Origin of the sequence: Bradyrhizobium sp. 1 (assembly GCF_023073315.1) — a bacterium.
Classification (GTDB): Bacteria; Pseudomonadota; Alphaproteobacteria; order Rhizobiales; family Xanthobacteraceae; genus Bradyrhizobium.
In genome coordinates, this window is sequence record NZ_JADPJH010000038.1 from 36,164 (window position 1) to 60,906 (window position 24,743).

Below are 24,743 nucleotides of genomic sequence, written 5' to 3' on the forward strand. Positions count from 1 at the left end.
ATTTGCATCGATTTGTTATCGATACTCCGTGACCAACACGCAGAAGTGGTCGCGGCGGCCGCGGTAAGCAGAGATAATTCATAGTTCGTCAAAGGTTTACGGCGAATTCTCCCGATCGAGCCGAACAAGAACGGCCCATGCTGCTGCAGGCTCTTGAATGCGGACTCAACTGACCAGCTATGTCGCGCGGCTGTTTGCCGGCGATCTGTCGGTGTTCGGCGGTCCCGCGGCCGACGACGCCATGGCTGGCCATATCCGCGCCGAACAGATGGCGCTGGTCCTCGGCTATTCGGTCGGCATCATGCTCGCCAATGCCTGCAACGCCATCGTGCTGGCGATTGCGCTGTGGCATTCGGCGGATTGGACGCTGGCCCTGATCTGGGCGGTCGTCGTCGCCGGTGCCGCGATCGCGTTCGGGCTGCAATCCCACGCCTCGCGCCGGATCACCAAACCGCAATTCGTCTCGCGCCGCGCCATGCATCGGCTGGTGCGCAATGCCTTCGTCCTCGGTGCCGCCTGGGGCATCGTGCCGGTCGCCTTCTTCGCCGACGCCTCCTCCGGCGGCCAGCTCGTCATCACCTGCCTCTGCTCGGGAATGCTGGCCGGCGGCGCGCTTGCCTTCGCCACCATTCCGGTCGCGGCCATCGCATTCACCGCCCCGATCTTCGTCGGCATCGCCATTTGCCTCAGCAAGGACGGCGATCCCGCCTATGTGCTGGTGGCGATCCTGGTGGTGGTCTACGGAGCCGTGCTGCTGCGTGCCGTGTTCGTCAATTCATTCTCGTTCGCGCGGCGCGTGATACGGCAAGTCGAGGCCGAGCGCACGGTGCGGCAGGATCCGCTCACGCTCCTGCCCAACCGCTTCGCCTTCAACGAGACGCTCGATGCCGCGCTGAAACGCCTTGCGCTGTCGGGCGAAGAGTTCGCGGTGCTGCTGCTCGACCTCGATCGCTTCAAGGAGGTCAACGACAAGTTCGGCCACCCCGCCGGCGATGAATTTCTGATCCAGATCGCAAGCCGGCTGCAACGCTGCACGCGCGCGGCCGAGCATGTCGCGCGCATCGGCGGCGACGAGTTCGCGCTGGTGATGGCCAATCTGGCGCGGCCCGAAGATGCGCTCGAGATCGCCGAGCGCTTCGTTGCGGCCTTCACCGAGCCGTTCCAGATCGAGGGCCGCCAGATCGCCGGCGCAACCAGCGTCGGCATCGTGCTGGCGCCGCGCGACGGCAACACGCAGCTCGACATCATGAAGAATGCGGATGCCGCGCTCTATCGCGCCAAGAAGGCAGGTCCCGGCACGATCTGCTTCTTCGAGGAAGCCGACGACAGAGTTTCGCGTGACCGCAAGGCGTTGCAAGCCGACCTCGAGGGCGCCATTTCGCGCGACGAGCTGTTCCTCGTGTTCCAGCCGTTCCTCGACCTGGCAGCGAACCGCATCACCGGCTTCGAGGCGTTGCTGCGCTGGCAGCATCCCCAGCGCGGACTGGTGCCGCCGAGCGAGTTCATCGGCATCGCCGAAGAGACCGGGCTGATCCACGAGATCGGCGAATGGGTGATCCGGCGGGCTTGCGCGACGCTGTCGGATTGGCCCGAAGACATCAGGGTCGCCGTGAATTTCTCCGCGGCGCAGTTTCACAGTACCGGTATTTTGCAGACCATCGTGCAGGCGCTGGCCGATGCAAAAGTCTCTCCCAGCCGGCTCGAGATCGAGATCACGGAATCGATGCTGCTGTCGAAATACGGCTCGGCCGGCGCGATCCTGACCGCGCTGCTCGAGCTCGGCGTCACCGTGGCGCTCGACGATTTCGGCACCGGCTTCTCATCGCTGACTTATTTGCGCAAGCTCCCCTTCAGCCGCATCAAGATCGACCAGTCCTTCATCCGCGACATGCTGGTGCAGCCGGACTGCGCCGCGATCGTGAAGTCGGTGATCTCGCTGGCGCGGGACCTCAACATCGACGTGGTCGCCGAAGGCGTCGAGACCGCCGACCAGCTCGAATATCTGCGTCAGATCAGTTGCGACGAAGTCCAGGGTTATCTGATCAGCCGGCCGGTGGCAGCCGATGCGGTGCTAGCGCTACTCGACACGAGGAAGTATCGGGCGACGTTTGCGGCGTAGGCGGAAAGTGCCGAGCACAACGGCGGTGAGCCCCCTCGCCTGCTTGCGGGAGAGGGCCGGGGAGAGACTCGGGCTTCGGGCCGCCTCAGACCGCATCCGCCCGCAGCAGCGTGTCTACCGTAATCGTGCCCCTCGCGCGGGAGACGCAGGTGCAGATCTTCTGGTTGCTTTGCTTTTGATGGTCGCTGAAGAAGACGTCGCGATGGTCGATCTCGCCGTCGACGGCGATCACGTCGATGGCGCAGAGGCCGCATTCGCCGCGCTTGCAATCGTACATGACGTCGTGTCCGCTGGCATTGAGTACGTCCAGCATCGAGCGCTCGCGCGGGATTTCGAGCTCGACATCGGAGCCCTTCAGGCGGACGCGAAAGGTCTCGGTCGGCAGCGTGCCGCTGGAGCCGAAGGTTTCATAGCGGAGATCGGGGAGCGGATGGCCGGCGCCGATCCATGCATGGCGCGCGGCATCCAGCATCGGCATCGGGCCGCAGAACAAAGCCAGCGCGCCCTGCGGCAGTGAGGCGAACAGCGCGTCGAGATCGAGTCGCCGGCTTTCATCGCTGGCATGGACGACCAGGCGATCACCGAGCACGGCTGCGAGATCGTCGAGATAGGCGGCCTCGCCGCGCGAGCGCACCGCATAGTGCAGCGTGACATCGGCTCCGCGCCGCGCCAGCGCCTGCGCAGCGCCGAGGATCGGGGTGATGCCGATGCCGCCGGCAATGAGGCAATAATGCTGGCGGGTCCAGTCGACCGCGAGCAGCGAGGCAGGCTGCGTGATATCGAGCCGTGCACCCGGCTGCAAAGACCACATGTAGCGCGAGCCGCCACGCGAATCCTCGGCGCGGCGCACCGCAATTCTGAGACCACGCGATGAGGCTTCGCCGACCAGCGAATAGGACCGCGTCTCCGGCAGGCCGTCGATGGTCACGCTGAGATTGATGTGGCTGCCGACCGGATAGGCGGCGCCGTCGAACTGATCGGGGCGGATCAGGAATTCGCGGATGCCAGGCGAAAGATCGCGCGTCGAGACGAGCGTCGCCGGAATCCAGGTTTCGATGAAACGCATGGCATTCCCCTCAATCGGTTGCGGTCTTGATCAGCGCGAGCGCCGGCAAAAGATCGAGATGGGTCCGGTTGCGCAGTGCGAGCCGCAAGTTGCGCACCGCAAGCCGCGCATGCTCGCGCATCACGGCTTCCGCACGTGCGCCCTCGCGGTTCTCGATGGCGTCGATGACGACGCGGTGGTGCTCCTGCCCGATGATCAGGATCTGTTGCGCCTCGGGCAACGCCGACTGCGCCATCACGAATCCGCTTGGGGATGCGAACGGCAGTGCGGAAGCGCGGTCGATTTGCCGGATCACCGGCGGGCTGCGCGACAACTCCGTGAGCAGCGCGTGGAAGCGCGCGTTCAGCGCGACATAGGACGAGAACGCTTCGATCGAGATCGGCACCTGACGCAGCAATTCGTCGATCGCGCCGAGGCATTCCTTCAGCGGCTCGAGCTCGCGCGCGGAGACGCCGCGCTCGGCGGCGAAGCGCGCGGCGAGCCCCTCCAGCGTGCCGCGCAGCTCGATGGAATCGGAGATGTCGCGCTCGGAAAACGCCTTCACCATGAAGCCGCCGGAGGGGATCGCCTCCAAGAGCCCCTCCTCCTCCAGCCGCACCAGCGCCATGCGCACCGGCGTGCGCGAGGCGCCGGTGGTCTCCACCGCCTGGAGCTCGGAAATGCGCTCGCCCGGCCGCAGGGAGCCGGACAGGATCTGGTCGCGCAACGCGAGTTGCGCCTTCACGGTCTGCGAGACGGAGCGGTCGACCTCGCGTTCAGCCATGATTTACTCCGCGGCCTGAAGGCGCGGCGGCGGATTTTCCTTTGCCACCATTTTGTCGATCAGCTTGCGCGTCCACATCGCGCCGGCATCGATGTTGAGATTGTAGAAGATGCGATCGGGATTCTCGTCCATCGCGCGCTGCTGCGCCTCCAAAATCAGCTCGTCCTCGTGGAAGATGCCGGAGACGCCTTCGCGGATCTCGGTGGTGATGCGCTGCTCGCCGATCTGATAATTGCGCACGAAGGCCCAGAAATAATGGCAGGTCTTCTCGGTCTCGGGCGTGATGGTGTTGAGCACGAAGCCGTTGACGCCCTGCGAGCGGTCGCCTTCCGGCGCGCCGGTGCCTGTCGGCGCCACGCCGACGTCGATGGCGATGGTGCACGGCGCTTCGAAGCGGATGATCTGCCAGCGGTCGACGAGGCCGCTTTGGCCGAGTTGCTTCGCCCAGAACGGCGGCGGCTCGATGCCGCGCATCCAGCGCGTCACCGTGACGGTCTTCTCGCCATGGGTGACGTCGAACGGCGCCTCGGTGACCGCCTCGTTGCCGATGGAGGAGCCGTGCACAAAGGTCTCGTGGGTGAGGTCCATGAGGTTGTCGAGCACGAGGCGGTAGTCGCAATTGACGCGGATGGTCTTGCCGTCGCCGGCCCAGGCCGGGTCGTGATTCCAGTGCATGTCGGGCACCAGCGCGGGGTCCGCGAGCGCGGGATCGCCCATCCAGAGCCAGATGTAGCGATGGCGCTCGACCACGGGATAGGCGCGGACGCAGGCCGACGGGTTGATGGTTTCCTGCGAGGGCATGAAGGTGCAGCGCCCTTGCGCATTGTATTTCAGGCCGTGATAGCCGCAGACGACGGTGTCGCCTTCGAGCCGACCCTTGGACAGCGGCACCAGGCGGTGCCAGCAGGCATCCTCCAGCGCGGTCACCGCGCCGTCGGCCTTGCGGTACATGACAACGTGCTTGCCGCAGATCGTCCGCGGCAACAGCGCCGGCTTGACGTCGGCGTCCCAAGCGGCTGCGTACCAGGCGTTCATGGGGAAGGGTTTTGTCACCGGCGATCTCCCAATAGCTTATGTATGCGTTATGTATACAATAGCGGGGAGATAGAATCGTTCAAGGGCGATTGTGACGTATAATAATACCTATTTTCGATATGATGTATACATTGCGACCTTCGCTGGATCGCCCGCCTGCGCGGGCGATGACACCATGTGGTACGGCGAGGCCTTCCTTGGTCGGAGAGGCGGCACGGCGCTTCGGCTTGGCGCCCTACGCCCCAAACACCTTCTTCAGCCCGGCCTGGGCCTCTTCCTGAATCCGCTTCAGGTGGTCGGTGCTGCGAAAACTCTCGGCGTAGATCTTGTAGACGTCCTCCGTCCCCGACGGCCTTGCCGCGAACCAGCCGAAATCGGTTTCGACCTTGATGCCGCCGAACGATTGGCCGTTGCCGGGCGCCTTGCTCAGGGTAGAGCGGACGGGGTCGCCGGCGAGGTCTTTCAGGCCGAGCTGCTCGGGCGTGACGGATTTCAAAATGTTCTTCTGCGGCGTCGTGGCGGCAACGTCGATGCGGGCGTAATGCGGCACGCCGAGCTCGGCGGTGAGCTCGTTGAACAGCTGGCTCGGGTCCCGGCCGGTCTTGGCCATGATCTCGGCGGCGAGCAGGCCGAGGATGATGCCGTCCTTGTCGGTGGTCCACACCGTGCCGTCGCGGCGCAGGAACGAGGCCCCTGCACTCTCCTCGCCGCCGAAACCGAAGCCGCCGGTGAGGAGCCCATCGACGAACCATTTGAAGCCGACCGGCGTCTCGACCAGCTTGCGGCCGAGTTTTTTGGCGACACGGTCGATGATCGAGCTCGACACCACGGTCTTGCCGATCGCGGCATCCCTGCCCCAGTTCGGGCGGTGCGCGAACAGATAGGAGATCGCGGTCGCCAGATAATGGTTCGGGTTCATCAGGCCGCCGGTGCGCGTCACGATGCCGTGGCGGTCGGCGTCGGTGTCGTTGGCAAAGGCGACGTCGAAGCGGTCGCGCATCGCGATCAGGCCCGCCATCGCGTAAGGCGAGGAGCAATCCATGCGGATCTTGCCGTCCCAGTCCACCGTCATGAAGCGGAAGGTCGGATCGATCGCCTCGTTCACCACGGTGGCCTTCAGGCCGTAGCGCTCGATGATCGGATGCCAGTAATGCACGGCGGCGCCGCCGAGCGGATCGATGCCGATATTGATACCGGCGGATTTGACGAGATCGAGATCGACGACATTGCCGAGATCGGCAACGTAAGGCGTGATGAAGTCGTAGGCGTGGACATTCGCGGATTTCTTCGCCTTGGCATAGTCGATGCGCTTCACGCCCTTGAGACTGTCGGCGAGATAGGCGTTGGCCCGCTTCTCGACGACGCCGGTGACGTCGGTGTCGGCCGGGCCGCCATGCGGCGGATTGTATTTGTAGCCGCCGTCTTCGGGCGGATTGTGCGAGGGCGTGACGACGATGCCGTCCGCAAGACCAGATGTGCGGCCCTTGTTGTAGGTCAGGATCGCGTGCGAGATCACAGGCGTCGGCGTGTAGCCGCCGTCCTTGTCGATCATGATGTCGACGCCATTGGCCGCAAAGACCTCGATGGCGCTGACCAGCGCCGGCTCGGCCAGCGCATGGGTATCGATGCCGATGAAGAGCGGACCGGTCAGCCCTTTCTCGCGCCTGATGTCGCAGATCGCTTGCGTGGTCGCGAGGATATGGCCCTCGTTAAAGGTGTTCTTGAAGGAGGTGCCGCGATGGCCCGATGTCCCGAACGCCACGCGCTGCGCGAGGTCAGCGACGTCGGGCTTGCCGGCAAAATAGGCCGTCACCAGCCGCGGAACGTTGGTGAGCGCGTCCGGCGAGACAAGCTTGCCCGCCGCGGGATGAACATCAGCCACTGAAATATCCTCGTCCTGTCGTAGAGATTGTGGGCGATACCATAGCATCCGGCGGGTGCCTGCCAAACTGGAAGCCTTTTGAAGACTGCTTTGGGACCGCGCCAGCAACAAACGGCCGCATTTGCCGACCACAAGACTGCCGTGGCCATTTTCGCAACGACCCTGCTGCTTGCTGGTTCCTTTGTCCTGACCGACCCGGGACATGTGCAGAGCAACGCCATGCTGCGCTACGCCTCCGTGGACCACGACATGGCGAAGGTGAAGCGGCGGATCGAACAAACCCTGCACGACAGCGCCGGGCCCACCCGCCAGGCGTTCACATCCACCGAGCCGCCGATCGCGCGGTGACCGGGACGGCGGGGACTTGGCCGCCGTGTCAGACCCGTGATGGATGGGTGTTCACGGCATCAAGCCCGGCGACCGTGCTATGGTCCGCGCCATCGCCGCCTTTCGAATCGTCCCATGGCTGTTTCGCGCAAGCTGCTCCTGCTGATCGCCGGCCTCGTCGTGGCCGGCGCGCCGGCGCGTGCCGCGGAGTTCTACACCGAGGATCTGCGCATTCCGATGGCGGAGGCAGGGCCGCAGGGGCTGGAGGCGTTTCTGGTTCGCCCGGCCGGCACGAAGCGCTATCCGCTCGCGCTGCTCAGCCACGGCTCGCCGCGCAGTTTTGACGATCGCGCGACCATGTCGGCGCACAAATATTACGGCATTGCGCTCGAATATGCCCGGCGCGGCTTTGCCGCGCTGGTCGTGATGCGACGCGGCTACGGCACCTCGCCGGGCGGGCGCGTCGACAGTATCGGCAACTGCGCCAATGCCTCCTACCTTCCAGCGGCGGCGGTTGCGGTCGCGGATTTGCGCGCCGCGATCGATGCGATGGCGCGACGGACCGACGTCACGACCTCAGGCATGATCGCGGCGGGCCATTCCGCCGGCGGGCTCGCCACCGTTGCGCTGACCGCGCAGGCGCCTGCGGGTCTCGTTGCCGCCATCAGCTTTGCCGGCGGCCGCGGCTCGCGCGACGACGACGACGTGTGCAACCAGGATGGCCTGGTGCAGGCCTTCGCCAGCTTCGGCAAAACCTCGCGCGTGCCCATGCTGTGGGTCTATGCGACCAACGATCTGTTCTTCGGCCCCGGCCTCGCGCGCCGGCTCTATGACGGGTTTCGCGGCAATGGCGGCAACGCGAAATTCATCGCCGCGGCGCCCTACGGCGATGACGGCCACTATCTCTACTCGGTGGTGGGCCGGCCGCAATGGACGCCGTATGTGGAGGCCTTCCTGCGCGAGCGCGGGCTCGGCCATGACCTTCTGAGCCCGCCCGATCCGCTGCCGCCGCCGGGCCAGCTCAACGAGGCTGCGCGCACCGAGTTCTCCCGCTATCTCGCCAGCACCATGCCGCACAAGGCCTTTGCGGTGTCGCCGAACGGCGGTTACGGCTGGCGTTCGGGTCGGACCACCACCGACGACGCCCAGCGGGATTCGCTCGGCGCCTGCATGAAATGGTCGCCCAGCTGCACGCTCTATGCGATCGACGACCGGCTGGCCGGACCTGCGCAGAGGACACTGACGGACCAGAGCGCCCGCGCACGGTAAGAGGCTCTTTTCCGGCGGAGCCTGAGAGCGCCATCCATGCCGGGAAAACAGCGTCGGGCCGTAACCCTACGGATTGCGTCAAGCCCGACCTTGCCCAATGTTCGCCTTCCAATTGAACGCGAACTCGTCCGCTCGATCAGGAGCGGATCGCGTCATCAAGAATGAGACTGCGACAGGAAGCACCGGGGATTGGCAATGACTGAGGCGTTGCAGATCAACTTCGCGCTTTGGGGAATGATCATTTGCGCAATGATCAAGCTCAGTCACTTTGCCGTTTAGCCGAACATCCAACGCACGGCCGCCAGCGCGACACGGATGATGCCATAGAGCCATCCGGCCATCGCAATGCCGACCAGGGTCAAATAGGCAAACGCAACGGCGCGATCGCCAAACGGCGCCTTGGCGACGTCGTGCTCTTCGGTGAGCATGTCCGTTCCGAGGCTTGCGCGATTGACTGCATCAGACATGGAGTACCTCCGACTGGAACTATGTCGCAGGATGGTTGCGCCCATTCGAAACCAGCTTGGAAAGTTCAGGGCGCTAGCCAGACCGAAACGGGATCTGCAATTAAATGAAGTCCAGGGAGGCGTGGCTTCGCCCCCGACCTGCCAATAAAAAAGGCAGTCTGCCACCTTTGTCCTGTTACAGCTACCGTCCTGAGGTTGCGTCTCCTGACCTGATATACCTGCTCTGGACAGCCTGCCCGGGGCGACCGCAGTTTATTAACGCCAACGCTCTATCTGATGCCTATGCCGCGGGATCGAGCTCACTTCAGATTTGGGGCGACGTGGAGAAACGTCGCGGCCGCGGCCCTTCTGCTGGCATCGAGCTGCGCGCATGCTGGTGACGGCGAGCAGTACACCGCGGGTGCGCCAGACCTCGGTGCCGCGGAGACGGCGACGTCACGCGCCGAGATCCGGAGAATCGTCGATTCTGAAACCGGCAAGGCGAATTTGCCTGCCGATCTCGCCGACGCCGTCATCTTCGTCGAGAGCGGCTACAATTCGAGCGTCGTCGGCAGCGTGGGCGAAGTCGGTCTCATGCAGGTGCGACCTGAAACCGCGGCGATGCTCGGATTTCGGGGCACAGCCGAAGAGCTTGCGAAGCCGGACGCCAATATTCACTACGGCGTGCTTTATCTCGCCCGCGCGTGGCGTCTGTCGGGCGGAGATCTCTGCCGCACCCTGATGAAGTATCGGGCCGGCCACGGCGAGGAGACGATGACTCCCCGTTCGCAGGTCTATTGCAATCGCGCGCGCAACCATCTCCTCGCCATGAACTCACCCGTCGCGACCGGCGCGACGGCTGCGCCGGCACCGGCTCCAGTCCCGTCGACGGTGGTGGCGACGACGACGACGAGCATTGCGCGCAGCCCGAAGGCGCTGTCACGGCCCAAGGAGGTCTATGCACGCTTCCGTCAAGGCACGGCCGCGGCAAGCCGCGCCTATTGGGCGGCGCATGAGGCCAGGATCAGCCTCATCAAAGCGCGCATCGAAACCAGATGGAAAAGGGTCGCATCGCGCTGAGGCGCGGCGGCTCCCCAACTGCAGCTAGAGCCGCTCGCTGAGCGCGAGCTTGTAGCCGACACCGGTGACGGTCGCGATCACAGGCGTGCCGCTGCCGACGAGCTTGCGGCGCAGCCGCGCCACCAGCGCATCGACGGTGCGGATATCGACCTCGGCCTGACGGTTGCTGACGACCTCGATCAGATAGTCGCGGCTGAGCGGCCTGCCGTCGGCGCCGACCAGCGCGGCGAGCAGGTCGAATTCGGCGCGGGTGAGCGCCACCGGCTTGCCGTCGCTGCCGAGCAGCTCGCGCCGGGTCAGATCGATGATCCAGTCGCCGAAGGCGATCGAATTGTGGTTGCGCGCCGCCTTGCGATCGATCGAGCGCCGCCGCAGCACGCTGCGGGCGCGCGCGAGCAGGTCGCGCAGGTTGATCGGCTTGGTGACGTAATGGTCGCCGGCGATCTCGAGGCCGAGGATGCGATCGACATCGGTATCGCGGCGGGTCACGAAGATGATGCCGGCATTGCTGGTCGCCTGGATCTCCTTGGCGAGCTCGAAGCCGTCGCCGTCGGGCAACTGCAGGTCGAGGAAAACCAGATCGGTCCGCGCCCGCAGCGCCTGGCGGCATTCCGCGCAGGAGCCGGCGCCGATCACGTCAAAATTGTTCTCGCTGAAATAGCCGACCAGCATGGTCCGCGTCACCGGATCGTCTTCGACGACGATCAGCCGCTCACGGCCAGCGGGACGCACTTCCTGACGTGCGGAATCAGTCACGATGTTGGATGTCCTGTGTGCCTGCGGCCCGGCCTGAAAATTCAAGTCGTCGCGCAAGGCGCCGTCCTGTGAACGAACATTCACGACTGGTTCGAGCCCCCGAATTGCCTGCTGGAATACTAGGCGTGTTGTGCAGCCCAAACAATATTGGTCACGGTATTGAAGTATTAAGTATGAACTGCCCCACAATTCTCACCCAGCGCATCGCCGCCTCCGAAACGCGTCGGGATCCGCTTGTCCGGACCTGGGTTCAACCGCTGGTTAACGTAAAGAAGGTGTTTAGCTTCGGAAAAGCCGGCCGCGCCTCTATGGTCCTCGCTTGCAGATGGCAAACCACGGAGCAGGCGTGATGCAGGGGCAGGCCCGGTTGGCTGCCGGTCGAACCGAGGACGGCGCGACGCTCTTCAGCCGTTCGCACAGCCTCGACTTCCTGCGCGGTCTCGCCATCGTCGGCGTGATGGCGATCCACGTCTCACAGTCGTTCCCGTCGAACATCCACGCCGTCGACTTCGCCTTCATGTGCGGCTGGACCGGCGTCAACGTGTTCTACTTCGTCAGCGCCATGACGATGTGCCTGATGTGGACGCGGCGGACCGAGACAAACCCGACGCGCAAATTCTACATCCGCCGCTTCCTGCGTATCGCGCCATTATTCTGGCTCGCGATCCCGCTCTACCTTTTCATCAACGGCATCGGCCCGAGCAGCAACGCACCTGATGGCATCGGCCCGCTTCAGGTGATCCTGACCGCAACCTTCCTGCACGGCTTCTGGCCTGACAGCGTCAACAGCGTGGTGCCGGGCGACTGGTCGATCGCGGCCGAGATGACTTTCTATCTGGTGTTTCCGTTCGTGATCACGGCGTTCGGGTCGCGCCGCCATCTCTATCTTGCGCTCGCGATCGCGCTGCATCTCGTCAATGTCTGCCTGTTCAAGCCATCGGCCTTCGCACTGTTCTCGGCCTATTACGGAGCGGGCAACGAAGCTTTCGTCTGGAACGCGCTGCACATCAGCTTCCTGAACCAGCTTCCAGTCTTCCTCGTGGGATGCGCGCTGTTCTTCTCGCTGCGCGACGGCTTTGCCAAGTCGGACGCCGCGATCTTCGCAATCTTCATCGCACTGTCGTTTGTCGCCGATCGCGCGACCGGCTCGCATGAGTTCAACTATTTGATGATCAACCTCGTGCTCGGCGCTTGTGTCGCCGGCTGCATCCGCCTCGCGATCCGCTTGCGGCCGGTCGAGGCGCTCGGCCGCAATTCCTATTCGATGTATTTGTCGCACTTCGCCGTGATCTTTGGCCTGCGCCAGATCTGGCCGCTCGCGGACGGACTGGTCTCGCTGCTGATTGCCTATGTCGTCACCGCCGCACTCAGCTATCTCGTCGCGCGCGCGACATGGCACCTGATCGAGCGGCGCGCGCAGGATCTTGCGCATCGCCTGACGTCGGCGGGATCGGACCGGTCAACCATCCGGCCGACCATCGCGGCGACCGCGACCGGCATGCGCTGAGCGCGCTGCTCCGGCCGCCTGACGCGGCTTGCCTCACTGCCGCCTTCGAATCTACTGTACGTGCCGAAAATCTGCACGCTGGAGTAGGCGATGGAAGTCATATTGCTCGGCACCGGCGGCCCGCGCCCGGACCCGCGCCGCATGGCGACGACCACGCTGATCAGGCTCGGCGAGGAGAACATCCTGTTCGACGCAGGCCGCGGCGTCATGGTGCAGCTCAGCAAGGCCGGCGTGCCGCTCGGCGCCATCAACACCGTCTTTCTCACCCATCACCATTTCGACCACATCGGCGACCTCTACGATGTGATGCTGAATTCATGGATGCATGGGCGCAAGGACGATCTGCGCATCTACGGTCCGCCCGACACCGAGCGGCTCGTCAACACGCTGGTTACGCAGGTCTACGACAAGGACATCGCCTGGCGCGATCAGGGCGAGCCGGCCTTCGGCGGCTGGAAACCGGTCGTCGCAACCGACATCATTCCCGGCCCCGTTCTCGACACCGGGCGCTGGAAGATCAGCGCCGAGCTCGTCTCGCATGGCGACGGCCTCGACATGTCGCCGGCGTTTCTCGCGCGCTGGATGTGTCTCGGCTTCCGCTTCGAGGCGGAGGGAAAGGTCATCGCGATTTCCGGCGACACGGTCCCCTGCCCCGGTCTCGAGCGGCTGGCCGAGGGCGCCGACCTGCTGGTCCAGGTTTGCTTTCTCGCGACGCCGGAGATCAGCAACGACCACTTCCGGAGGCTGGCGAAATATACGATCGCCTGCGGCGACACCGTCGGCAAGGTCGCGGCCAAGGCCGGCGTCAAGAAGCTCGCGCTGACCCATCACCGTCCCCGCACCGACGACACCATGCTGAACGCACTATTGGCGGATGTCAGGAAAGACTATGCGGGTCCCGTCGTGATCGGCGAGGACCTCACGCGGATCGAGGTCTGAGGATCATCGCTCTCAGGATGATCCCACCTCGATCCGGTACGACAGCTCTTCCTCCGCGCCGGCCGCGATATGCATCAGGCCCGGCTTGTCGCCGAACTCACCGTCGAAGTCTTTGGGGCTGGCATAGCCGCGCCAGGGCTCGATGCAGAGGAACGGCGCGCCCGATGGTTTTGACCAGACGCCGAGCTCGCGAAAGCCGCGCCATGACATTTTGAGCCACGGTCCGGCCTCCGGCCCGGCTGCATAGCGGACCGCATGGCTGTTGACGGGGTCGATGATGACGGCGTCGTTGGTGAACAGGGATTCCGACAAAGGAAGCACAGTGCCTCGGACAGGGCTCGGATCCGTCGCCGCGAGCAGCAGTCCGCCCTCGACACGGCGAACCGGAGACGGCTCCTCGTTCGTGAACGTCAGCGCGTAGCTCTCCTTCGACACGCCGGCCTGAAGCGGCCAGTTGAAAGCGGGATGGCCGCCGAGCGACACCGGCAATGTCTCCCCTCCGGTGTTGACGACCGTGAGTGTGAGATCGAGACCAGCGTCGTCGATCGTATAGGTGGCTGTCAGGCGGAACGCGAACGGATAAAGCGCGCGCGTCGCCTCGCTATCCTCGAGCACCAGGGCACAGCTGCTCTCGCCACGCTCCGCCCATGCAAAACGGCTGTCGCGCGCAAAGCCGTGCTGGGTCATCCGGTAGGTTTTGCCCTGGTGGCGCATCTCGTCATTGGCGAGGCGCCCGACGATCGGAAACAGCAGCGGCGCATGGCGCGCCCAGGCGGGACCTGCTTGCCAGATGAATTCGGTGCCGGCACCGTCCTTCAGCGAACACAACTCGGCGCCTTGCGCCTTGATCGTCGCGGTGAGGCTGCCGAAACGGATGCAGTGAATATCCTCAGCCATACTGCAAACTCGTGATCTTGCCGCACATGTGCCTTGGCGCAATACGCGACCAAAAGCCTCTCATTGTCAGCACTATGGACGTCCCTTACCGCGGACGACGGTTCTCGCTCAGGGCTTCGAGGTGGGCTTCGCTGTTGTTTCCCACGGCCGCTTGCCGTCGCCGTCGCGATCCCAGGCTCGCGCGGTAGGACCGCTTTTCGTATCTTCGGCTTCCTTGGCGCGGGCAGCCTTGATCTGGTCGCGGGCTGAGACTTCAGGCGTGGCCGGTTCCGGAACTGCCGGCTGCGCAGCTGAGGCGGGCGCCAAGAGCAGGACCGCGATGATCGCGAGATATGTTTTCATTCTCGTCAGTAGCACAACCAAAGCGGGACGTCCGAAATAACAGGGAATTCGGCGAATATTGTAGGCTCAAAACAGGCTTTGGCTCAATTAATGGACGCGGGTCGCGCGGAATTGGGACATGTTTCCCGCGACTTGGGCGCAGTTAGACGGGGCCGCCGGCAGTTTCCTGTTCATGCCGATAACAGGCTTAGAACAGGTAATTATCTGGACAACATCTCACATCACCGTGACCAAGAACCACTCGCAAACGATCGAAGCCCTTGATCTGCACTGATACAAGCGGAGTGGCGGCAAGGGCGTTGGCTGTCGCCTTAGGTCCAAACCCGGCGCGATCGCGCGCAACCCGACACGAGTGGACTGTCGTAAGACCTCAGGCCTTAAGGGTAATCGGTGAGGTTAACTTCATGGGGTGTTTGTCTATCCTCTCGGTGAATGGTTACGTCCCTCTCCCAAGGCAGGGACGATGCTCGATAGAACTACCCACCAATTGGCAACCCAAGCTAACCGGCGTCGCGTTGGCGAGTTCGCCATCCCGCTCGTCTTTTTTGGTCTCGTCGGCGTGGCGATGCTCGCGTGGATTGTCGCCATAAGCTGGGTCAGCTGGCGCCTAGTCGCGTGGCTGATCTCTTGAGGCTCACGCACGGCTGATGCCGCAGCGGCGATGTCAACCCGGTAGGGGACACGTCGTCGGAAAATCGAGATTGCGGTTTCAGTTTTCTTAACTGTGCGCGCGCACCGTAATGCGATGAGTACATCAGCCTCCTTTGTTGCACCCTCGCAACTCACCATCGTCTATCGCTCGCCGAACGCACTCGTTCCTGATCCACGCAACGCGCGGACTCATCCGAAACGACAGATCGAGCAGCTCAAGACATCCATCAACGCGTTCGGGTTTACTAATCCGATCCTGATCGATCCCGACGACAACATCATCGCAGGCCATGGCCGGCTCCAGGCAGCCAAAGCCCTGAGCATTGCCGAAGTGCCGACGATCGTCCTGTCTGGGCTCACGGACACCCAGAAACGTGCGTTGCGATTGGCCGACAACAAGATCGCGCTCAACGCCGGCTGGGATGTGGAAATCCTGCAAGCCGAGCTCGGCGAGCTTGCCTCAATTGACCTCGACATCGATGCAACGCTCACGGGCTTTTCAACAGGGGAGATCGACGTCATCCTGGCCCAATCGGCGGATCCCGACGACGAGGTCGTTCCCCCGGTCCCCGCTACACCCACGACCAAGCCCGGCGACATCTGGATTCTCGGGGACCACCGGATCGGATGCGGAGACTGCCGTGACGCGACTTTCCTTCACAAGATCGTCGGCGAGAATGCTCTGATCGATGCCGCCTTCCTCGATCCTCCCTACAATGTCCGAATCGATGGTAACGCAAACCCGACCGGCCGCCACGGAGAATTCGCCATGGCCTCGGGCGAAATGAGCGAAGCCCAATTCAGAACCTTCCTCCGGGACACGCTCGGCGCGGCCGCGAATTGCTCGCGCGATGGCGCGGTCCATTTCGTCTGCATGGACTGGCGGCACATGGACGACGTTACCGCGGTGGGCTCGGCCATCTATGGCGATCTCCTCAACCTCTGCATCTGGAACAAGTCCAATGCCGGGATGGGATCGCTCTATCGGTCCAAGCATGAGCTGATCTTCGTCTACCGGGTGGGTTCGGCTTCTCATCTCAACATGATCGAGCTCGGCAAGCACGGGCGTAACCGCACCAACGTGTGGGACTATGCATCGGCCAATTCCATGCGAGGAAGCCGGCGAGAAGACCTGGCACTGCATCCGACCGTCAAGCCGGTGGGGCTCGTCGCGGATGCCATCAAGGATGTCACCAAACATGGTGACCTCGTCCTGGATCTCTTTCTAGGCTCCGGAACATCATTGCTTGCGTCTGAGCGCACCGGACGGCGCTTCCGGGGAGTGGAGATCGATCCGAAATATGTCGACGTGGCGGTCGAGCGCTGGTCGGCGCAAACCGGCATGGAGCCGCGTCTTGAGGGAGCAACTTCGTGAGCAATCGACAAAGCGGCGTCCAAACCAACGTTGGTGCCCAAAGCCCACAAAAGCGCCGCAGATTGCCGAACGCCGGTTCATTTCGAAAGGGGAAGAGCGGCAATAAGAAGGGTCGGCCGTCCGGGTCGGGTAAACAAGCAACCGACCCTGACCAAATTTTGCTGAACAAGACCGTTACGACGACTATCCGCGGCAAGATCTGCGAAATGCCGATCGAAGAGGCCATCCAGCACCGAACGTTCAAAGACGCCCTTGCGGGCAAGGCCAAGGCCATTCGCCAGGTGTTGGAGTGGATTAGGGAACGTAAGGCCTGGAACAAGCAACACGGCCCAACCAAGCCGCCTGAAACGAAACCCATGCACGAGTACTCGCCGGATCCGGACAATGCAGACCAAGCTCTTATGATTCTCGGCATCGCAAGGGTCGACCGATATCGGGCAACTTGGGGTCTTGAGCGCACCCCGCTTATTATCGAGCCATGGGCGGTTCAACGCGCGCTCGGCCGGATTCGGGATGGCGCGGGGTTCAATCAGAACGATTGGGAAACGGTCAAGCGCTGCACCGATGACTGGGAAGCTCTAATGTCTGCTGCATCAAAATCTCCCGAAGATCTTGGAGACACTGATGGACAACATTGAGCGTGAAAGCACGGTTGGCTATAGACGACCGCCGATTAGCACACGCTTCAAGAAAGGCCAGAGCGGCAATCCCGCCGGTCGACCGCCTGCGCGCCGGCAGCAGCCTCCTTACGGATCGGTGCTCGGTCAGACATTTAAGATCCTGGAAAGTAGCGTCGAGCGCCAAGTCACCGCAACAGAACTCTTGTACCTCAAGCTCGCGAAGCTCGGACTCGAAGGCGATACCGGGGCCTCACGCGTGCTCCTAGCGCTCATCAAGCAGGTCCGAGGGGAACAACAAGCCGACGAGCAGGTGAACATCGTGATTGTCTCCGTTGCCCCCGGCAGCGTCACAAGCGGGCTCGAAATCCTGCACATGGCTACGAAGCTCGACCCGTATCGCGAGACCGCCCGCATGGCGCTAGAGCTGTGGGTGGTTGAAGCCGCACTGGAGCGCCTCCTGGAACCTTTCACGCCGGAGCAGCAGCGTATCGTCGTTGAGGCTACACGCACAGCAAAGAAAGTGCGGTGGCCGGATTGGTGGACCGAGTTTCCGTGAGCACTTCCGCGCGGAAATCCGCCCAAAAGAGCAAGAATCTTGCTCCAAATAGGACTGGCATTCGGCGCGCAACGGAGCGTTACTGATTCTGCCGGGCGCAACGGCATCGATATTCGACCTCGCGAACGCGGGGCTTAAGGCAGTGCGGCATCCAAGCCGCGCAAGCCTTGAGCAGGAGATATCGTTGAGTACCGTTCAAACTGAAGCGGACGCGACGCCCGCGGCACAGCACAATCCAATTATCAGGTTCAATCCGCACGACCGTCGACGTTTCATCGGCGGATCGGATGCCCGCATCATCATGGGCGACGATCAGGATGCCCTGACGCGGCTCTGGTATGAAAAGCGCGGCGAGGCCGAGCCGGAAGATCTCTCGGACAATTTGATCGTTCAGCTCGGCACAGTAACCGAAGTGCTGAACCGTGCCTGGTATCAGCGGATTTCGGGCCAAACCATCAAGGACATCCAGAAGCGCGTTCGTCATCCCATCCACAAATGGATGGCGGCGACGCTCGATGGCATGGTCGAACAAACCGGCGCGGTGTTCGAAGCCAAATTCATGCTGCCCTGGTCCTTCACGGAAGAAGCGGCAGCCGACAAGCACATGGCACAGCTCCAGCACAATATGTGGGTCACCGCAGCGCGCAGCTCCGTTCTCTCCATCATCACCGGCGGCGGCAAATGGGTCGAGATCCAGATCTATGCTGATCCCCTCTATCAGCACCTCCTGCTCACCGCCGAGAAGAAGTTCTGGCGCTGCGTTCAGCGCGGTGAGCCCCCTGTCCTTTTCAATATTGAGACGCCACGACCGCGGCTGGAGGCGGTCAAGATCGTGGACATGTCGATGTCCAATCAATGGGCAGAGCTTGCGGCGACTTATCTCCGAACCCGAACGGCGCACGGGGAGCACGAGACGGCCAAATCGGACCTGAAGAAGCTGATGCCCGAGGACGCGAAAGAGGCGAAAGGCCACGGCATCAAGGCCAAGCGTTCCAAATCGGGTGCGGTCAGCTTCGAGGCCCAACCGGTGGAGGGGTCTCATGCACCGGTCCAGTGAGCGCATCGGAGCCATCGCAGCTGCGCTTGCCCGAGCCCAGGCCGAGCTCAAGAACCCCGAGAAGACCCTGACCGCGGTCATGCGATCCCCCTTCCCGCGAGAGGAGGACCGGACCTTTCGCTATGCGTCCCTCGCCGCGGGCCTGGACATCGTTCGCAAGACGCTGAGCCAGCAGGAAATCGCGACGATCCAGACGACCCGGACGGAGCAGCTGTCTGGTCGCATCCACCTTACCACCCTGCTCGCCCACGCATCTGGGGAATGGGTCTCGTCCGACCTGCCGGTCTGTTCCGGCAGCGACATCGAGGCGCCGCACCGGATGGGAGCAGCGTTAACCTATGCGCGCCGCTACGCCCTGTTCGCCCTAGTCGGGATTGCCGGCGAGGACGACATGGATGCTCCCGACGTGGTGACCGGGCCTCCGGCTGCTACCGAACCCAAGGGAGCGCCAGGATCGAAAGCAATGCCCACCAAGGGCGTCTTGAACCGGCCGCCCGTGCTCGGGCCTCGAGATTCAGCGGCGTTACGGGAGCGGCTTCTGGGCCAGCTCGCAGGCGCCAAGGACCTCCTTGCCTGGGCCAAGGCCAGCCTTCCGCTTAAGAACACCCTTCTTGAGGGCGACGCTCGAGCGATCGAGGCTGCCTTCCAGCGAAAGCTAGGGCAGGCCACCCTGCCCGCCTCAACTGCCGCGGAGGAACAGCCGAACACCGAGGCGGCGGCCACCGCTCGGCAGGTCAAGAGCGATCCAGCCGCCGAGCCCGCGGCTCCTTCGGACACCCTGGAAGGCCGTCTCGCCTTCCCCAAAGAGCCACCGCGGAAACGGAGTAAGGCGCATCTCGCCTTTGTCCGCCAGCAGCCATGTCTGATCTGCCAGAAAGCTCCCTCCGACGCTCACCACCTGAAGTTTGTCCAACCCAGAGCACTGGGCCGCAAAGTCAGTGACGAATTCACAGTGCCGCTCTGCCGCTCGCATCATCAGGCGCTGCACATGCACGGTGACGAGAGAGCTTGGTGGGCCGACATGCAGCTATCGCCCCTGCCCATCGCGCACGAACTTTGTGCGGCAAGCCCCGCCCAAGCAATCGCCAGCGTACCCGCACATGATCGCACCAGTTCATCCGAGTTCGCCAAGGAGGCCCAGGCGCGATGAACGGTCCTTCGAAGCGGCAAGACCCGCCCAGGCCGGAAGCTGGGGCAGATCGCCCGCTATCCGCGGTGCACAACAAACGCTCCGAAATCGACCTTCCGCCACAGGACTGGCAATCCGACCGACAAAAACGTCGCGAGCCGGTCTTCGGCAGCGGCTTCGCTCCTTTGCTCGCCCAGCTGACAATCTCCGCTACGGCGCTTGGGCTCGTGCTTCTCGTCTTGCTCTTCGCTGTTGTCGTGAAAAAGAGAGCGCACAGCCTGATTTACGGCGAGCCGCAGGGCTTGCAGCGTTTGGAGCCGGGTAAATCGCAAGTGATCAACGGCTACACGATCAAGCGCATCGACTAATAGCCGGTGTGAAGAGTTGGGGACAGAGGCCCAGCAACAATGAACAGCTCGTCAAATCGAAAGATGCAGTGCGGTCCGAAACACTGCTGTCTGTCGTGACGAGCAAACTCCCTCAAACTACCCTCCGGAGATGGCCACCGATCCGATGACAAGCCGATTTTCGGCGCCCATGCCTCGGGCGAATGGGTCTCCTCCGATCTGCCAGTCTGCTCGGGCAAGGACATTGGAGCGCCGCACCAGATGGGTGCGGCGCTAACCTACGCTCGCCGCTACGCCTTGTTTGCCCTAGTCGGAATCGCAGGCGAGGACGATATGGATGCGCCCGACGCGATCACCGGACCAGCCACCACCGAACCACAAACCGCTTCAAAACCAAAGGAGAAGCCATCCAAGAGCAGTCTCAACCGCCCTCCGGTCCTACCGCCAGAACAATCTACCAGTCTATTGGACGTGCTTCTTGGCCAGCTGGATTCCCAAGTCGACGATGGTCTCCTCGCGTGGGCCAAAGCCAGCCTCCCCCTCAAGAATACTCTCCTGGAGGCCGACGCCCGCATCCTCGAAGCCGCTTACCAAAAGAGATTTGAGGAAACTGCCGATTCCGACGCCGATCAAGCTGTGCAGGCACACGGATCAAATGACCGGCTCAGGCCGGCGGATGTTGGAGCCCAGGGTGTCGAAAAAGGCCTATCGGCTCGGGATCAACCGATCGGTTTGGTGTTTCCCAAGGAGGCCGCCCGGAAGCGGAGCAAAACGCACTTAGCCTTCGTCCGCGCGCAGCGCCCAGCCGAGAACCCTCGGTCGGAAAGTAAGCGATGAGTTCACAGTGCCTTTATACCGTCCGCACCACCAACAGCTACACCACCATGGCAACGAGAAGGCTTGGTGGGCCGATTTGCAGATCTCGCCACTGCCGGTCGCAAGACAGTTATGGGCGAAAAGCCCGATCCACCCGACAGCCGCGGCCCTGGACGAGAAGTCCTCTCAACTGACCGGCATGCAGTGAGAGGGCAGTGGCGTACTGCATCACCACAATCGCCTTCATGCCTCGTCGGCAGAAGTACCTCTCAAGGCTTTGCGCTGCTGCTCGGCTTCGCTGTTGTGTCCCACGGCCGCTTGCCATCGCCGTCGCGATCCCAGGCTCGCGCGGTAGGACCGCTTTTCGTATCTTCGGCTTCCTTGGCGCGGGCCGCCTTGATCTGGTCGCGGGCTGAGAGTTCGGGCGTGGCCGGCTCGGGAGTTGCCGGCTGAGCAGCTAAGGCGGGCGCTAAAAGCATGATTGCGATAATCGCGAGACATGTTTTCATTCTCGTCAGTAGCACATCCAAGGCGAGGTTCGAAATAACAGGGAATTCGGCGAATATTGTAGGCATAAACCAGGGTGGACTCAATTTATGGACACGGATCGAACGGATTTAGGACATGTTCCCCGCGGCTTACGCGTAGTGAGCGTGGCTTTCGGCAGTTTCGAACCGCCCCGGGTTTGCCGGAGGCCATTTAGTTTAAGTTATGCCGCCATGGCGGGTCGGCGTGTCAATGATCGCGTGGATCGTCGCCATAGGCTGGATCAGTTGGCGCGTCGTCGTATGGTTGATCTCCTGAGGCAGACCGACTTCTGGGACGTCTACCTGGGCTCGTCGTCGCCTATTTGAACGCTGCGTCTAAAGCGTCGTCCTGAGCGACGGCAGACGTCAGCGTGCACACAATTAAAGCGGGTCTCTTACCGATCGCTGCATTGAAGGGAGTGGACAGGAAGCATCGATTCCGTTTCTGCCTTTCCGCATTGCAATGGTAGGTAGGCACCTCTTAGCCAATCTCAAAGAGCGCGAGGTTTACCAAAAGGTTTTCATTGACTTGACGGCGAGCACCTATGTGCAAGAAAGTGCGCGCTCTACTCACGGTTATTATCAAAGCATTGTTCAGCACGCACCTTTCAGGGGGTAATTTTGATCCGAACAACCGATGCCGACTGGCAAGAATGGGGCGAGCGCGATCCATACTTCGGTGTAGTCACTCACAGTCAATTTCGGAAAGATCGATTCAAAGATAACAAGGAAGAGTTCTTCGCCAGCGGTGAACGCGACGTTGAACTCGCTATCACGCAGGCCGGTCGTTTTGGCGGCCCGCTCAAGTTCGGCCGCGCGCTCGATTTCGCATGCGGTGTAGGAAGACTACTGATCCCGCTCTCTCATAGATTTGAAGAAGTGGTTGGCGTCGACATCTCTCATGGAATGATGCGAGAGGCACGCAAGAATATCGATGAGCTCGGGCGGAACAACGTCTCCATCCATGAATCCGACGATGATCTTTCTAAGGTCTCCGGGACCTTCGATTTCGTGCTTAGCAAGATAGCGCTCCAACATATCCCCGTGCAGCATGGGATGAGGATGCTGCGCTCCTTGCTCAATCGAGTGAACAGCGGCGGCGGCGCAGTGCTGGACTTCTCTGTCGAGGTTGAGCAACCGCTGAGAAAGGAATTTCAATACCACAAATACCGCCTCGTCCGGCTCCTCAAAGGGCGCGACAAAATTGAACCTCCAATGAAGATGCACTCCTATAGCCTTCGCGATCTCCTGCGGGAGTTCGATGACTGCGGAATGAAGGACATCTCGATGGACATCCAGAAGCATTTCGGCGTCGTTTTCGTCGCAACAATATCGGCCCGGAAGCCCTAGGCAGGCCAGCCTTGACGGCGCGAGCGGTAGCTTGAAAGGAGCCAGATGCGCGGTTTATGTGCCTGCCGAACGCGCCAACGGACTGCTTAAGTGAAAGCTCAACTTCGGGCGGGGGGCCCATTTTTTGACTGATTTTGACGAACTCGGCGAGCCAATCCGGCGGCTGTTGGACCATAAAGCGCGCCTCTCTCGGAATAGCGGAAGGCCTCCCGAAGAGCATAGCTCGCTTTTTGCCGCGACCCCGGCTCGCATCAACGTCCAGGACGATGGCCTGTTGATGTTCATCGATTTGCAGCTCGGAAACGGATTGTCTTTACGTCTCCAATCCCAGGATACCGCCAGAGAACACGAAGCTTTTCGAGCACTCGTCGGGCGCCTCGTCGAAGTGAGCCTAAGAGCGCTCGACACTTCGGCGACCGAGCATGATGCGCCAAAAACCATCCCTACCGTCAATACGCAGGCCTGATGGCCGCAGCGCAAGAGGAGCAAGGCGCATCTCACCTTCGTCCGCGAACATCCCTGCCTCGTCTGCAAGAAATCTCCGACGGATGCGCATCACCTGAAGTTCGCCCAACCCAGAACATTAGGCCGCAAGGTAAGCGATGAATTTGCCATGCCCCTGTGCCGCTCACATCATCAGGCCTTGCACCGGAACGGCGACGAACGAGCGTAGTGGGCGAACATGCAGATATCGCCCTTGCCCGCCGCAAGGGACCTCTGGATGGCAAGCACGGCCGAAGTCATTGCCGAAGCCTCCTTAGTGGACAGCAAGCGGCAGCGCGCAACGGAGGCCCAACAGCGATGAACAGCCCGTCAAAATCGAAAGAAACAGCACGGCCTGATCACCCGTTGTCCGTCATGCCCAGCAGACGCTCTGAAACTCACGTTCTCCAAGACGATCAACGGCCCGATGGTAAAGAGCCGCGCGAGTCGATTTTCGGCCCCGGTGCTGCTCTCTTCCTCGCGCAGCTGATTGCCTCCGTCGGAGCACTTGGGCTTTTGCTTCTCGTTTTGTTTTTGGTCAGCAGCGTCAAGGAAAAAGCCTCTCGCCTGATGTTCGGTGGGTCACAGCGCTCACAGCCTCTAGAGTCCGGCAAGCCGACAGCGATCGACGGATACAAGATCAAGCGCATCGACTAGCGGGCGCATCGCCGGTTTCCCGAGAGGGCCGACCAAAAGAGCGGAGCCGTTGACATGTCCACCCAGGAGTAGTCATCGGCTCCCTTCGGAACGGCGGTCAACAAACTTGAATTCCGTCGTTCCGCTCGACGCCCACCCCTATTCGGGATGATCGACGACGCTGACGACGAGCGGCGTCTCTGGCCGCGAGATCGTAACCCGGAGGCTCGAGGTACCAACATCGTGGCGGTTCTTGCCTACGACCAGCAGGGTGAAGGTGTCTGTGCCATTAAAATCGGGCTTGGCGTAATAGCGAAAGCCGGGCCCGACCAGAACCAGCTCACCGCTCTTCGGCTTGTCTGCAACTGAGACACTGTAGATCTGCATCGTCGACCAGCGCAGGCCCTGGATGCAGTCCGCGCCCGGCGTGATCGTCATCGACCATTCCATGGTGTCGCCGGCGAGCTTGTAGGGCTTGATGTCGCGCAGGCAGTTCGGCGTGGCGTTGGCGGCGGACGCCGATGCGAGAATGGCGAGCGCGGCAAAAATGGAAGCGTAAGTCGAAGGTCGTGACATGATGCGGGTCCCCAAACCGTGTGTTCGCTTCGAGGTTAGATGAACGAGATTGAAAGCTTGGTAAGGGACCGCAGTCCGCCATATGCATTGGTTAAGCGCGAGCTAACGAGACGTATTTCAGGCTCCACGTCGTGGCCAAGCTCCACCTGGGAAACGATGAACGCCGAGAGCCGATCGCGCCCCGCAGGACTA

Annotated in this window: 25 protein-coding genes and 1 pseudogene; 18 read left to right on the forward strand and 8 right to left on the reverse strand. The window is 62.3% G+C overall.

Annotated features, from left to right (window positions below; translation table 11 throughout):
• Positions 1 to 157 precede the first annotated feature (157 nt).
• The gene (locus IVB29_RS36080) at positions 158 to 2,119 is read left to right on the forward strand and encodes an EAL domain-containing protein (protein WP_247508189.1); all 1,962 of its coding nucleotides are present in this window, start codon (positions 158 to 160) and stop codon (positions 2,117 to 2,119) included.
• 85 nt (positions 2,120 to 2,204) lie between these two features.
• Here the strand turns inward: IVB29_RS36080 and IVB29_RS36085 are convergent, their stop codons facing one another.
• The 4 genes from IVB29_RS36085 to pgm form a co-directional block, all read right to left on the reverse strand.
• A complete protein-coding gene (locus tag IVB29_RS36085) occupies positions 2,205 to 3,185 on the reverse strand; it encodes a PDR/VanB family oxidoreductase (protein WP_247508190.1) in 981 nt (326 codons plus the stop codon).
• A 10-nt stretch (positions 3,186 to 3,195) separates the two neighbouring features.
• A complete protein-coding gene (locus IVB29_RS36090; RefSeq protein ID WP_247508191.1) occupies positions 3,196 to 3,948 on the reverse strand; it encodes a GntR family transcriptional regulator in 753 nt (250 codons plus the stop codon).
• Between the two features lie 3 nt (positions 3,949 to 3,951).
• A complete protein-coding gene (locus IVB29_RS36095; RefSeq protein WP_247508192.1) occupies positions 3,952 to 5,001 on the reverse strand; it encodes an aromatic ring-hydroxylating dioxygenase subunit alpha in 1,050 nt (349 codons plus the stop codon).
• A 217-nt stretch (positions 5,002 to 5,218) separates the two neighbouring features.
• The gene (pgm, locus tag IVB29_RS36100) at positions 5,219 to 6,865 is read right to left on the reverse strand and encodes a phosphoglucomutase (alpha-D-glucose-1,6-bisphosphate-dependent) (protein WP_247508193.1); all 1,647 of its coding nucleotides are present in this window, start codon (positions 6,863 to 6,865) and stop codon (positions 5,219 to 5,221) included.
• 78 nt (positions 6,866 to 6,943) lie between these two features.
• On the opposite strand from pgm, the gene IVB29_RS36105 reads away from it, so the two are divergent.
• Positions 6,944 to 7,213 carry a hypothetical protein gene (locus tag IVB29_RS36105; RefSeq protein WP_247508194.1) on the forward strand — a complete coding sequence of 90 codons (270 nt, stop codon included), beginning with the start codon at positions 6,944 to 6,946 and terminating at the stop codon, positions 7,211 to 7,213.
• Between the two features lie 114 nt (positions 7,214 to 7,327).
• Complete coding sequence (locus tag IVB29_RS36110) at positions 7,328 to 8,461, forward strand: alpha/beta hydrolase (protein WP_247508195.1); 1,134 nt, start codon at positions 7,328 to 7,330, stop codon at positions 8,459 to 8,461.
• Between the two features lie 275 nt (positions 8,462 to 8,736).
• Here the strand turns inward: IVB29_RS36110 and IVB29_RS36115 are convergent, their stop codons facing one another.
• The gene (locus IVB29_RS36115; protein WP_247508196.1) at positions 8,737 to 8,928 is read right to left on the reverse strand and encodes a hypothetical protein; all 192 of its coding nucleotides are present in this window, start codon (positions 8,926 to 8,928) and stop codon (positions 8,737 to 8,739) included.
• Positions 8,929 to 9,210: 282 nt separating this feature from the next.
• Here IVB29_RS36115 and IVB29_RS36120 point away from each other — a divergent pair, with 282 nt between their 5' ends.
• Positions 9,211 to 9,987, forward strand: coding sequence for a transglycosylase SLT domain-containing protein (locus IVB29_RS36120; protein ID WP_247508197.1), 777 nt, complete (start codon positions 9,211 to 9,213; stop codon positions 9,985 to 9,987).
• Positions 9,988 to 10,011: 24 nt separating this feature from the next.
• On the opposite strand, the gene IVB29_RS36125 is transcribed toward IVB29_RS36120, so the two are convergent.
• Positions 10,012 to 10,827: a response regulator transcription factor gene (locus IVB29_RS36125; protein ID WP_247508198.1), complete on the reverse strand. Its 816-nt coding sequence runs from the start codon at positions 10,825 to 10,827 to the stop codon at positions 10,012 to 10,014.
• Positions 10,828 to 11,092: 265 nt separating this feature from the next.
• On the opposite strand from IVB29_RS36125, the gene IVB29_RS36130 reads away from it, so the two are divergent.
• Complete coding sequence (locus IVB29_RS36130) at positions 11,093 to 12,250, forward strand: acyltransferase (RefSeq protein ID WP_247508199.1); 1,158 nt, start codon at positions 11,093 to 11,095, stop codon at positions 12,248 to 12,250.
• A gap of 90 nt (positions 12,251 to 12,340) precedes the next feature.
• Positions 12,341 to 13,189 carry an MBL fold metallo-hydrolase gene (locus tag IVB29_RS36135; protein ID WP_247508200.1) on the forward strand — a complete coding sequence of 283 codons (849 nt, stop codon included), beginning with the start codon at positions 12,341 to 12,343 and terminating at the stop codon, positions 13,187 to 13,189.
• Between the two features lie 12 nt (positions 13,190 to 13,201).
• Here IVB29_RS36135 and IVB29_RS36140 read toward each other — a convergent pair whose 3' ends face one another.
• On the reverse strand, positions 13,202 to 14,086 hold the full coding sequence (locus IVB29_RS36140; protein WP_247508201.1) for an aldose 1-epimerase family protein: 885 nt from the start codon (positions 14,084 to 14,086) through the stop codon (positions 13,202 to 13,204).
• Positions 14,087 to 14,546: 460 nt separating this feature from the next.
• Between IVB29_RS36140 and IVB29_RS36145 the strand changes: the two genes are divergently transcribed.
• The 12 genes and pseudogenes from IVB29_RS36145 to IVB29_RS36200 all read left to right on the forward strand — a co-directional run bounded on the left by IVB29_RS36145 (position 14,547) and on the right by IVB29_RS36200 (position 23,996).
• A complete protein-coding gene (locus IVB29_RS36145; RefSeq protein WP_247508202.1) occupies positions 14,547 to 14,702 on the forward strand; it encodes a hypothetical protein in 156 nt (51 codons plus the stop codon).
• Between the two features lie 471 nt (positions 14,703 to 15,173).
• Complete coding sequence (locus IVB29_RS36150; RefSeq protein WP_247508203.1) at positions 15,174 to 16,454, forward strand: site-specific DNA-methyltransferase; 1,281 nt, start codon at positions 15,174 to 15,176, stop codon at positions 16,452 to 16,454.
• Entirely contained in the window at positions 16,451 to 17,092 is a 642-nt protein-coding gene (locus tag IVB29_RS36155; protein ID WP_247508204.1) for a DUF5681 domain-containing protein, read from the forward strand. The genes IVB29_RS36150 and IVB29_RS36155 overlap by 4 nt, the downstream gene beginning before the upstream one ends.
• Positions 17,079 to 17,630, forward strand: coding sequence for a DUF5681 domain-containing protein (locus IVB29_RS36160; protein ID WP_247508205.1), 552 nt, complete (start codon positions 17,079 to 17,081; stop codon positions 17,628 to 17,630). Before IVB29_RS36155 ends, IVB29_RS36160 begins: the two co-directional genes overlap by 14 nt.
• Positions 17,631 to 17,868: 238 nt before the next feature.
• Positions 17,869 to 18,687 (forward strand): YqaJ viral recombinase family protein, encoded by an 819-nt coding sequence (locus IVB29_RS36165; protein ID WP_247508374.1) that lies wholly within the window; start codon positions 17,869 to 17,871, stop codon positions 18,685 to 18,687.
• Positions 18,671 to 19,837: an ERF family protein gene (locus IVB29_RS36170; protein ID WP_247508206.1), complete on the forward strand. Its 1,167-nt coding sequence runs from the start codon at positions 18,671 to 18,673 to the stop codon at positions 19,835 to 19,837. Before IVB29_RS36165 ends, IVB29_RS36170 begins: the two co-directional genes overlap by 17 nt.
• Positions 19,834 to 20,184, forward strand: coding sequence for a hypothetical protein (locus IVB29_RS36175; protein WP_247508207.1), 351 nt, complete (start codon positions 19,834 to 19,836; stop codon positions 20,182 to 20,184). Before IVB29_RS36170 ends, IVB29_RS36175 begins: the two co-directional genes overlap by 4 nt.
• A 222-nt stretch (positions 20,185 to 20,406) precedes the next feature.
• Positions 20,407 to 21,000, forward strand: coding sequence for an ERF family protein (locus IVB29_RS36180; RefSeq protein ID WP_247508375.1), 594 nt, complete (start codon positions 20,407 to 20,409; stop codon positions 20,998 to 21,000).
• 1,127 nt (positions 21,001 to 22,127) lie between these two features.
• Positions 22,128 to 22,856: a class I SAM-dependent methyltransferase gene (locus IVB29_RS36185; protein WP_247508208.1), complete on the forward strand. Its 729-nt coding sequence runs from the start codon at positions 22,128 to 22,130 to the stop codon at positions 22,854 to 22,856.
• Between the two features lie 124 nt (positions 22,857 to 22,980).
• Complete coding sequence (locus IVB29_RS36190) at positions 22,981 to 23,322, forward strand: hypothetical protein (RefSeq protein WP_247508209.1); 342 nt, start codon at positions 22,981 to 22,983, stop codon at positions 23,320 to 23,322.
• Positions 23,323 to 23,325: 3 nt separating this feature from the next.
• Positions 23,326 to 23,661, forward strand: a pseudogene (locus IVB29_RS36195) (single-stranded DNA-binding protein); the annotation flags it as partial.
• Positions 23,658 to 23,996 carry a hypothetical protein gene (locus tag IVB29_RS36200; RefSeq protein ID WP_247508210.1) on the forward strand — a complete coding sequence of 113 codons (339 nt, stop codon included), beginning with the start codon at positions 23,658 to 23,660 and terminating at the stop codon, positions 23,994 to 23,996. The pseudogene IVB29_RS36195 and the gene IVB29_RS36200, both read left to right, overlap by 4 nt.
• Positions 23,997 to 24,134: 138 nt before the next feature.
• Here IVB29_RS36200 and IVB29_RS36205 read toward each other — a convergent pair whose 3' ends face one another.
• Positions 24,135 to 24,551 (reverse strand): Ig-like domain-containing protein, encoded by a 417-nt coding sequence (locus IVB29_RS36205; RefSeq protein WP_247508211.1) that lies wholly within the window; start codon positions 24,549 to 24,551, stop codon positions 24,135 to 24,137.
• Positions 24,552 to 24,743: the final 192 nt, after the last annotated feature.

Bases quoted from the DNA above. Each gene is read 5' to 3' on its own strand.
- IVB29_RS36145 (WP_247508202.1), top strand. From the start codon at position 14,547: ATGTTTCCCGCGACTTGGGCGCAGTTAGACGGGGCCGCCGGCAGTTTC.
- IVB29_RS36080 (WP_247508189.1), top strand. From the start codon at position 158: ATGCGGACTCAACTGACCAGCTATGTCGCGCGGCTGTTTGCCGGCGAT.
- IVB29_RS36175 (WP_247508207.1), top strand. From the start codon at position 19,834: ATGAACGGTCCTTCGAAGCGGCAAGACCCGCCCAGGCCGGAAGCTGGG.
- IVB29_RS36115 (WP_247508196.1), bottom strand. From the start codon at position 8,928: ATGTCTGATGCAGTCAATCGCGCAAGCCTCGGAACGGACATGCTCACC.
- IVB29_RS36085 (WP_247508190.1), bottom strand. From the start codon at position 3,185: ATGCGTTTCATCGAAACCTGGATTCCGGCGACGCTCGTCTCGACGCGC.
- IVB29_RS36120 (WP_247508197.1), top strand. From the start codon at position 9,211: ATGCCGCGGGATCGAGCTCACTTCAGATTTGGGGCGACGTGGAGAAAC.
- IVB29_RS36205 (WP_247508211.1), bottom strand. From the start codon at position 24,551: ATGTCACGACCTTCGACTTACGCTTCCATTTTTGCCGCGCTCGCCATT.
- IVB29_RS36160 (WP_247508205.1), top strand. From the start codon at position 17,079: ATGGACAACATTGAGCGTGAAAGCACGGTTGGCTATAGACGACCGCCG.
- IVB29_RS36130 (WP_247508199.1), top strand. From the start codon at position 11,093: ATGCAGGGGCAGGCCCGGTTGGCTGCCGGTCGAACCGAGGACGGCGCG.
- IVB29_RS36090 (WP_247508191.1), bottom strand. From the start codon at position 3,948: ATGGCTGAACGCGAGGTCGACCGCTCCGTCTCGCAGACCGTGAAGGCG.
- IVB29_RS36140 (WP_247508201.1), bottom strand. From the start codon at position 14,086: ATGGCTGAGGATATTCACTGCATCCGTTTCGGCAGCCTCACCGCGACG.
- IVB29_RS36150 (WP_247508203.1), top strand. From the start codon at position 15,174: ATGAGTACATCAGCCTCCTTTGTTGCACCCTCGCAACTCACCATCGTC.
- IVB29_RS36110 (WP_247508195.1), top strand. From the start codon at position 7,328: ATGGCTGTTTCGCGCAAGCTGCTCCTGCTGATCGCCGGCCTCGTCGTG.
- IVB29_RS36135 (WP_247508200.1), top strand. From the start codon at position 12,341: ATGGAAGTCATATTGCTCGGCACCGGCGGCCCGCGCCCGGACCCGCGC.
- IVB29_RS36170 (WP_247508206.1), top strand. From the start codon at position 18,671: ATGCACCGGTCCAGTGAGCGCATCGGAGCCATCGCAGCTGCGCTTGCC.
- IVB29_RS36200 (WP_247508210.1), top strand. From the start codon at position 23,658: ATGAACAGCCCGTCAAAATCGAAAGAAACAGCACGGCCTGATCACCCG.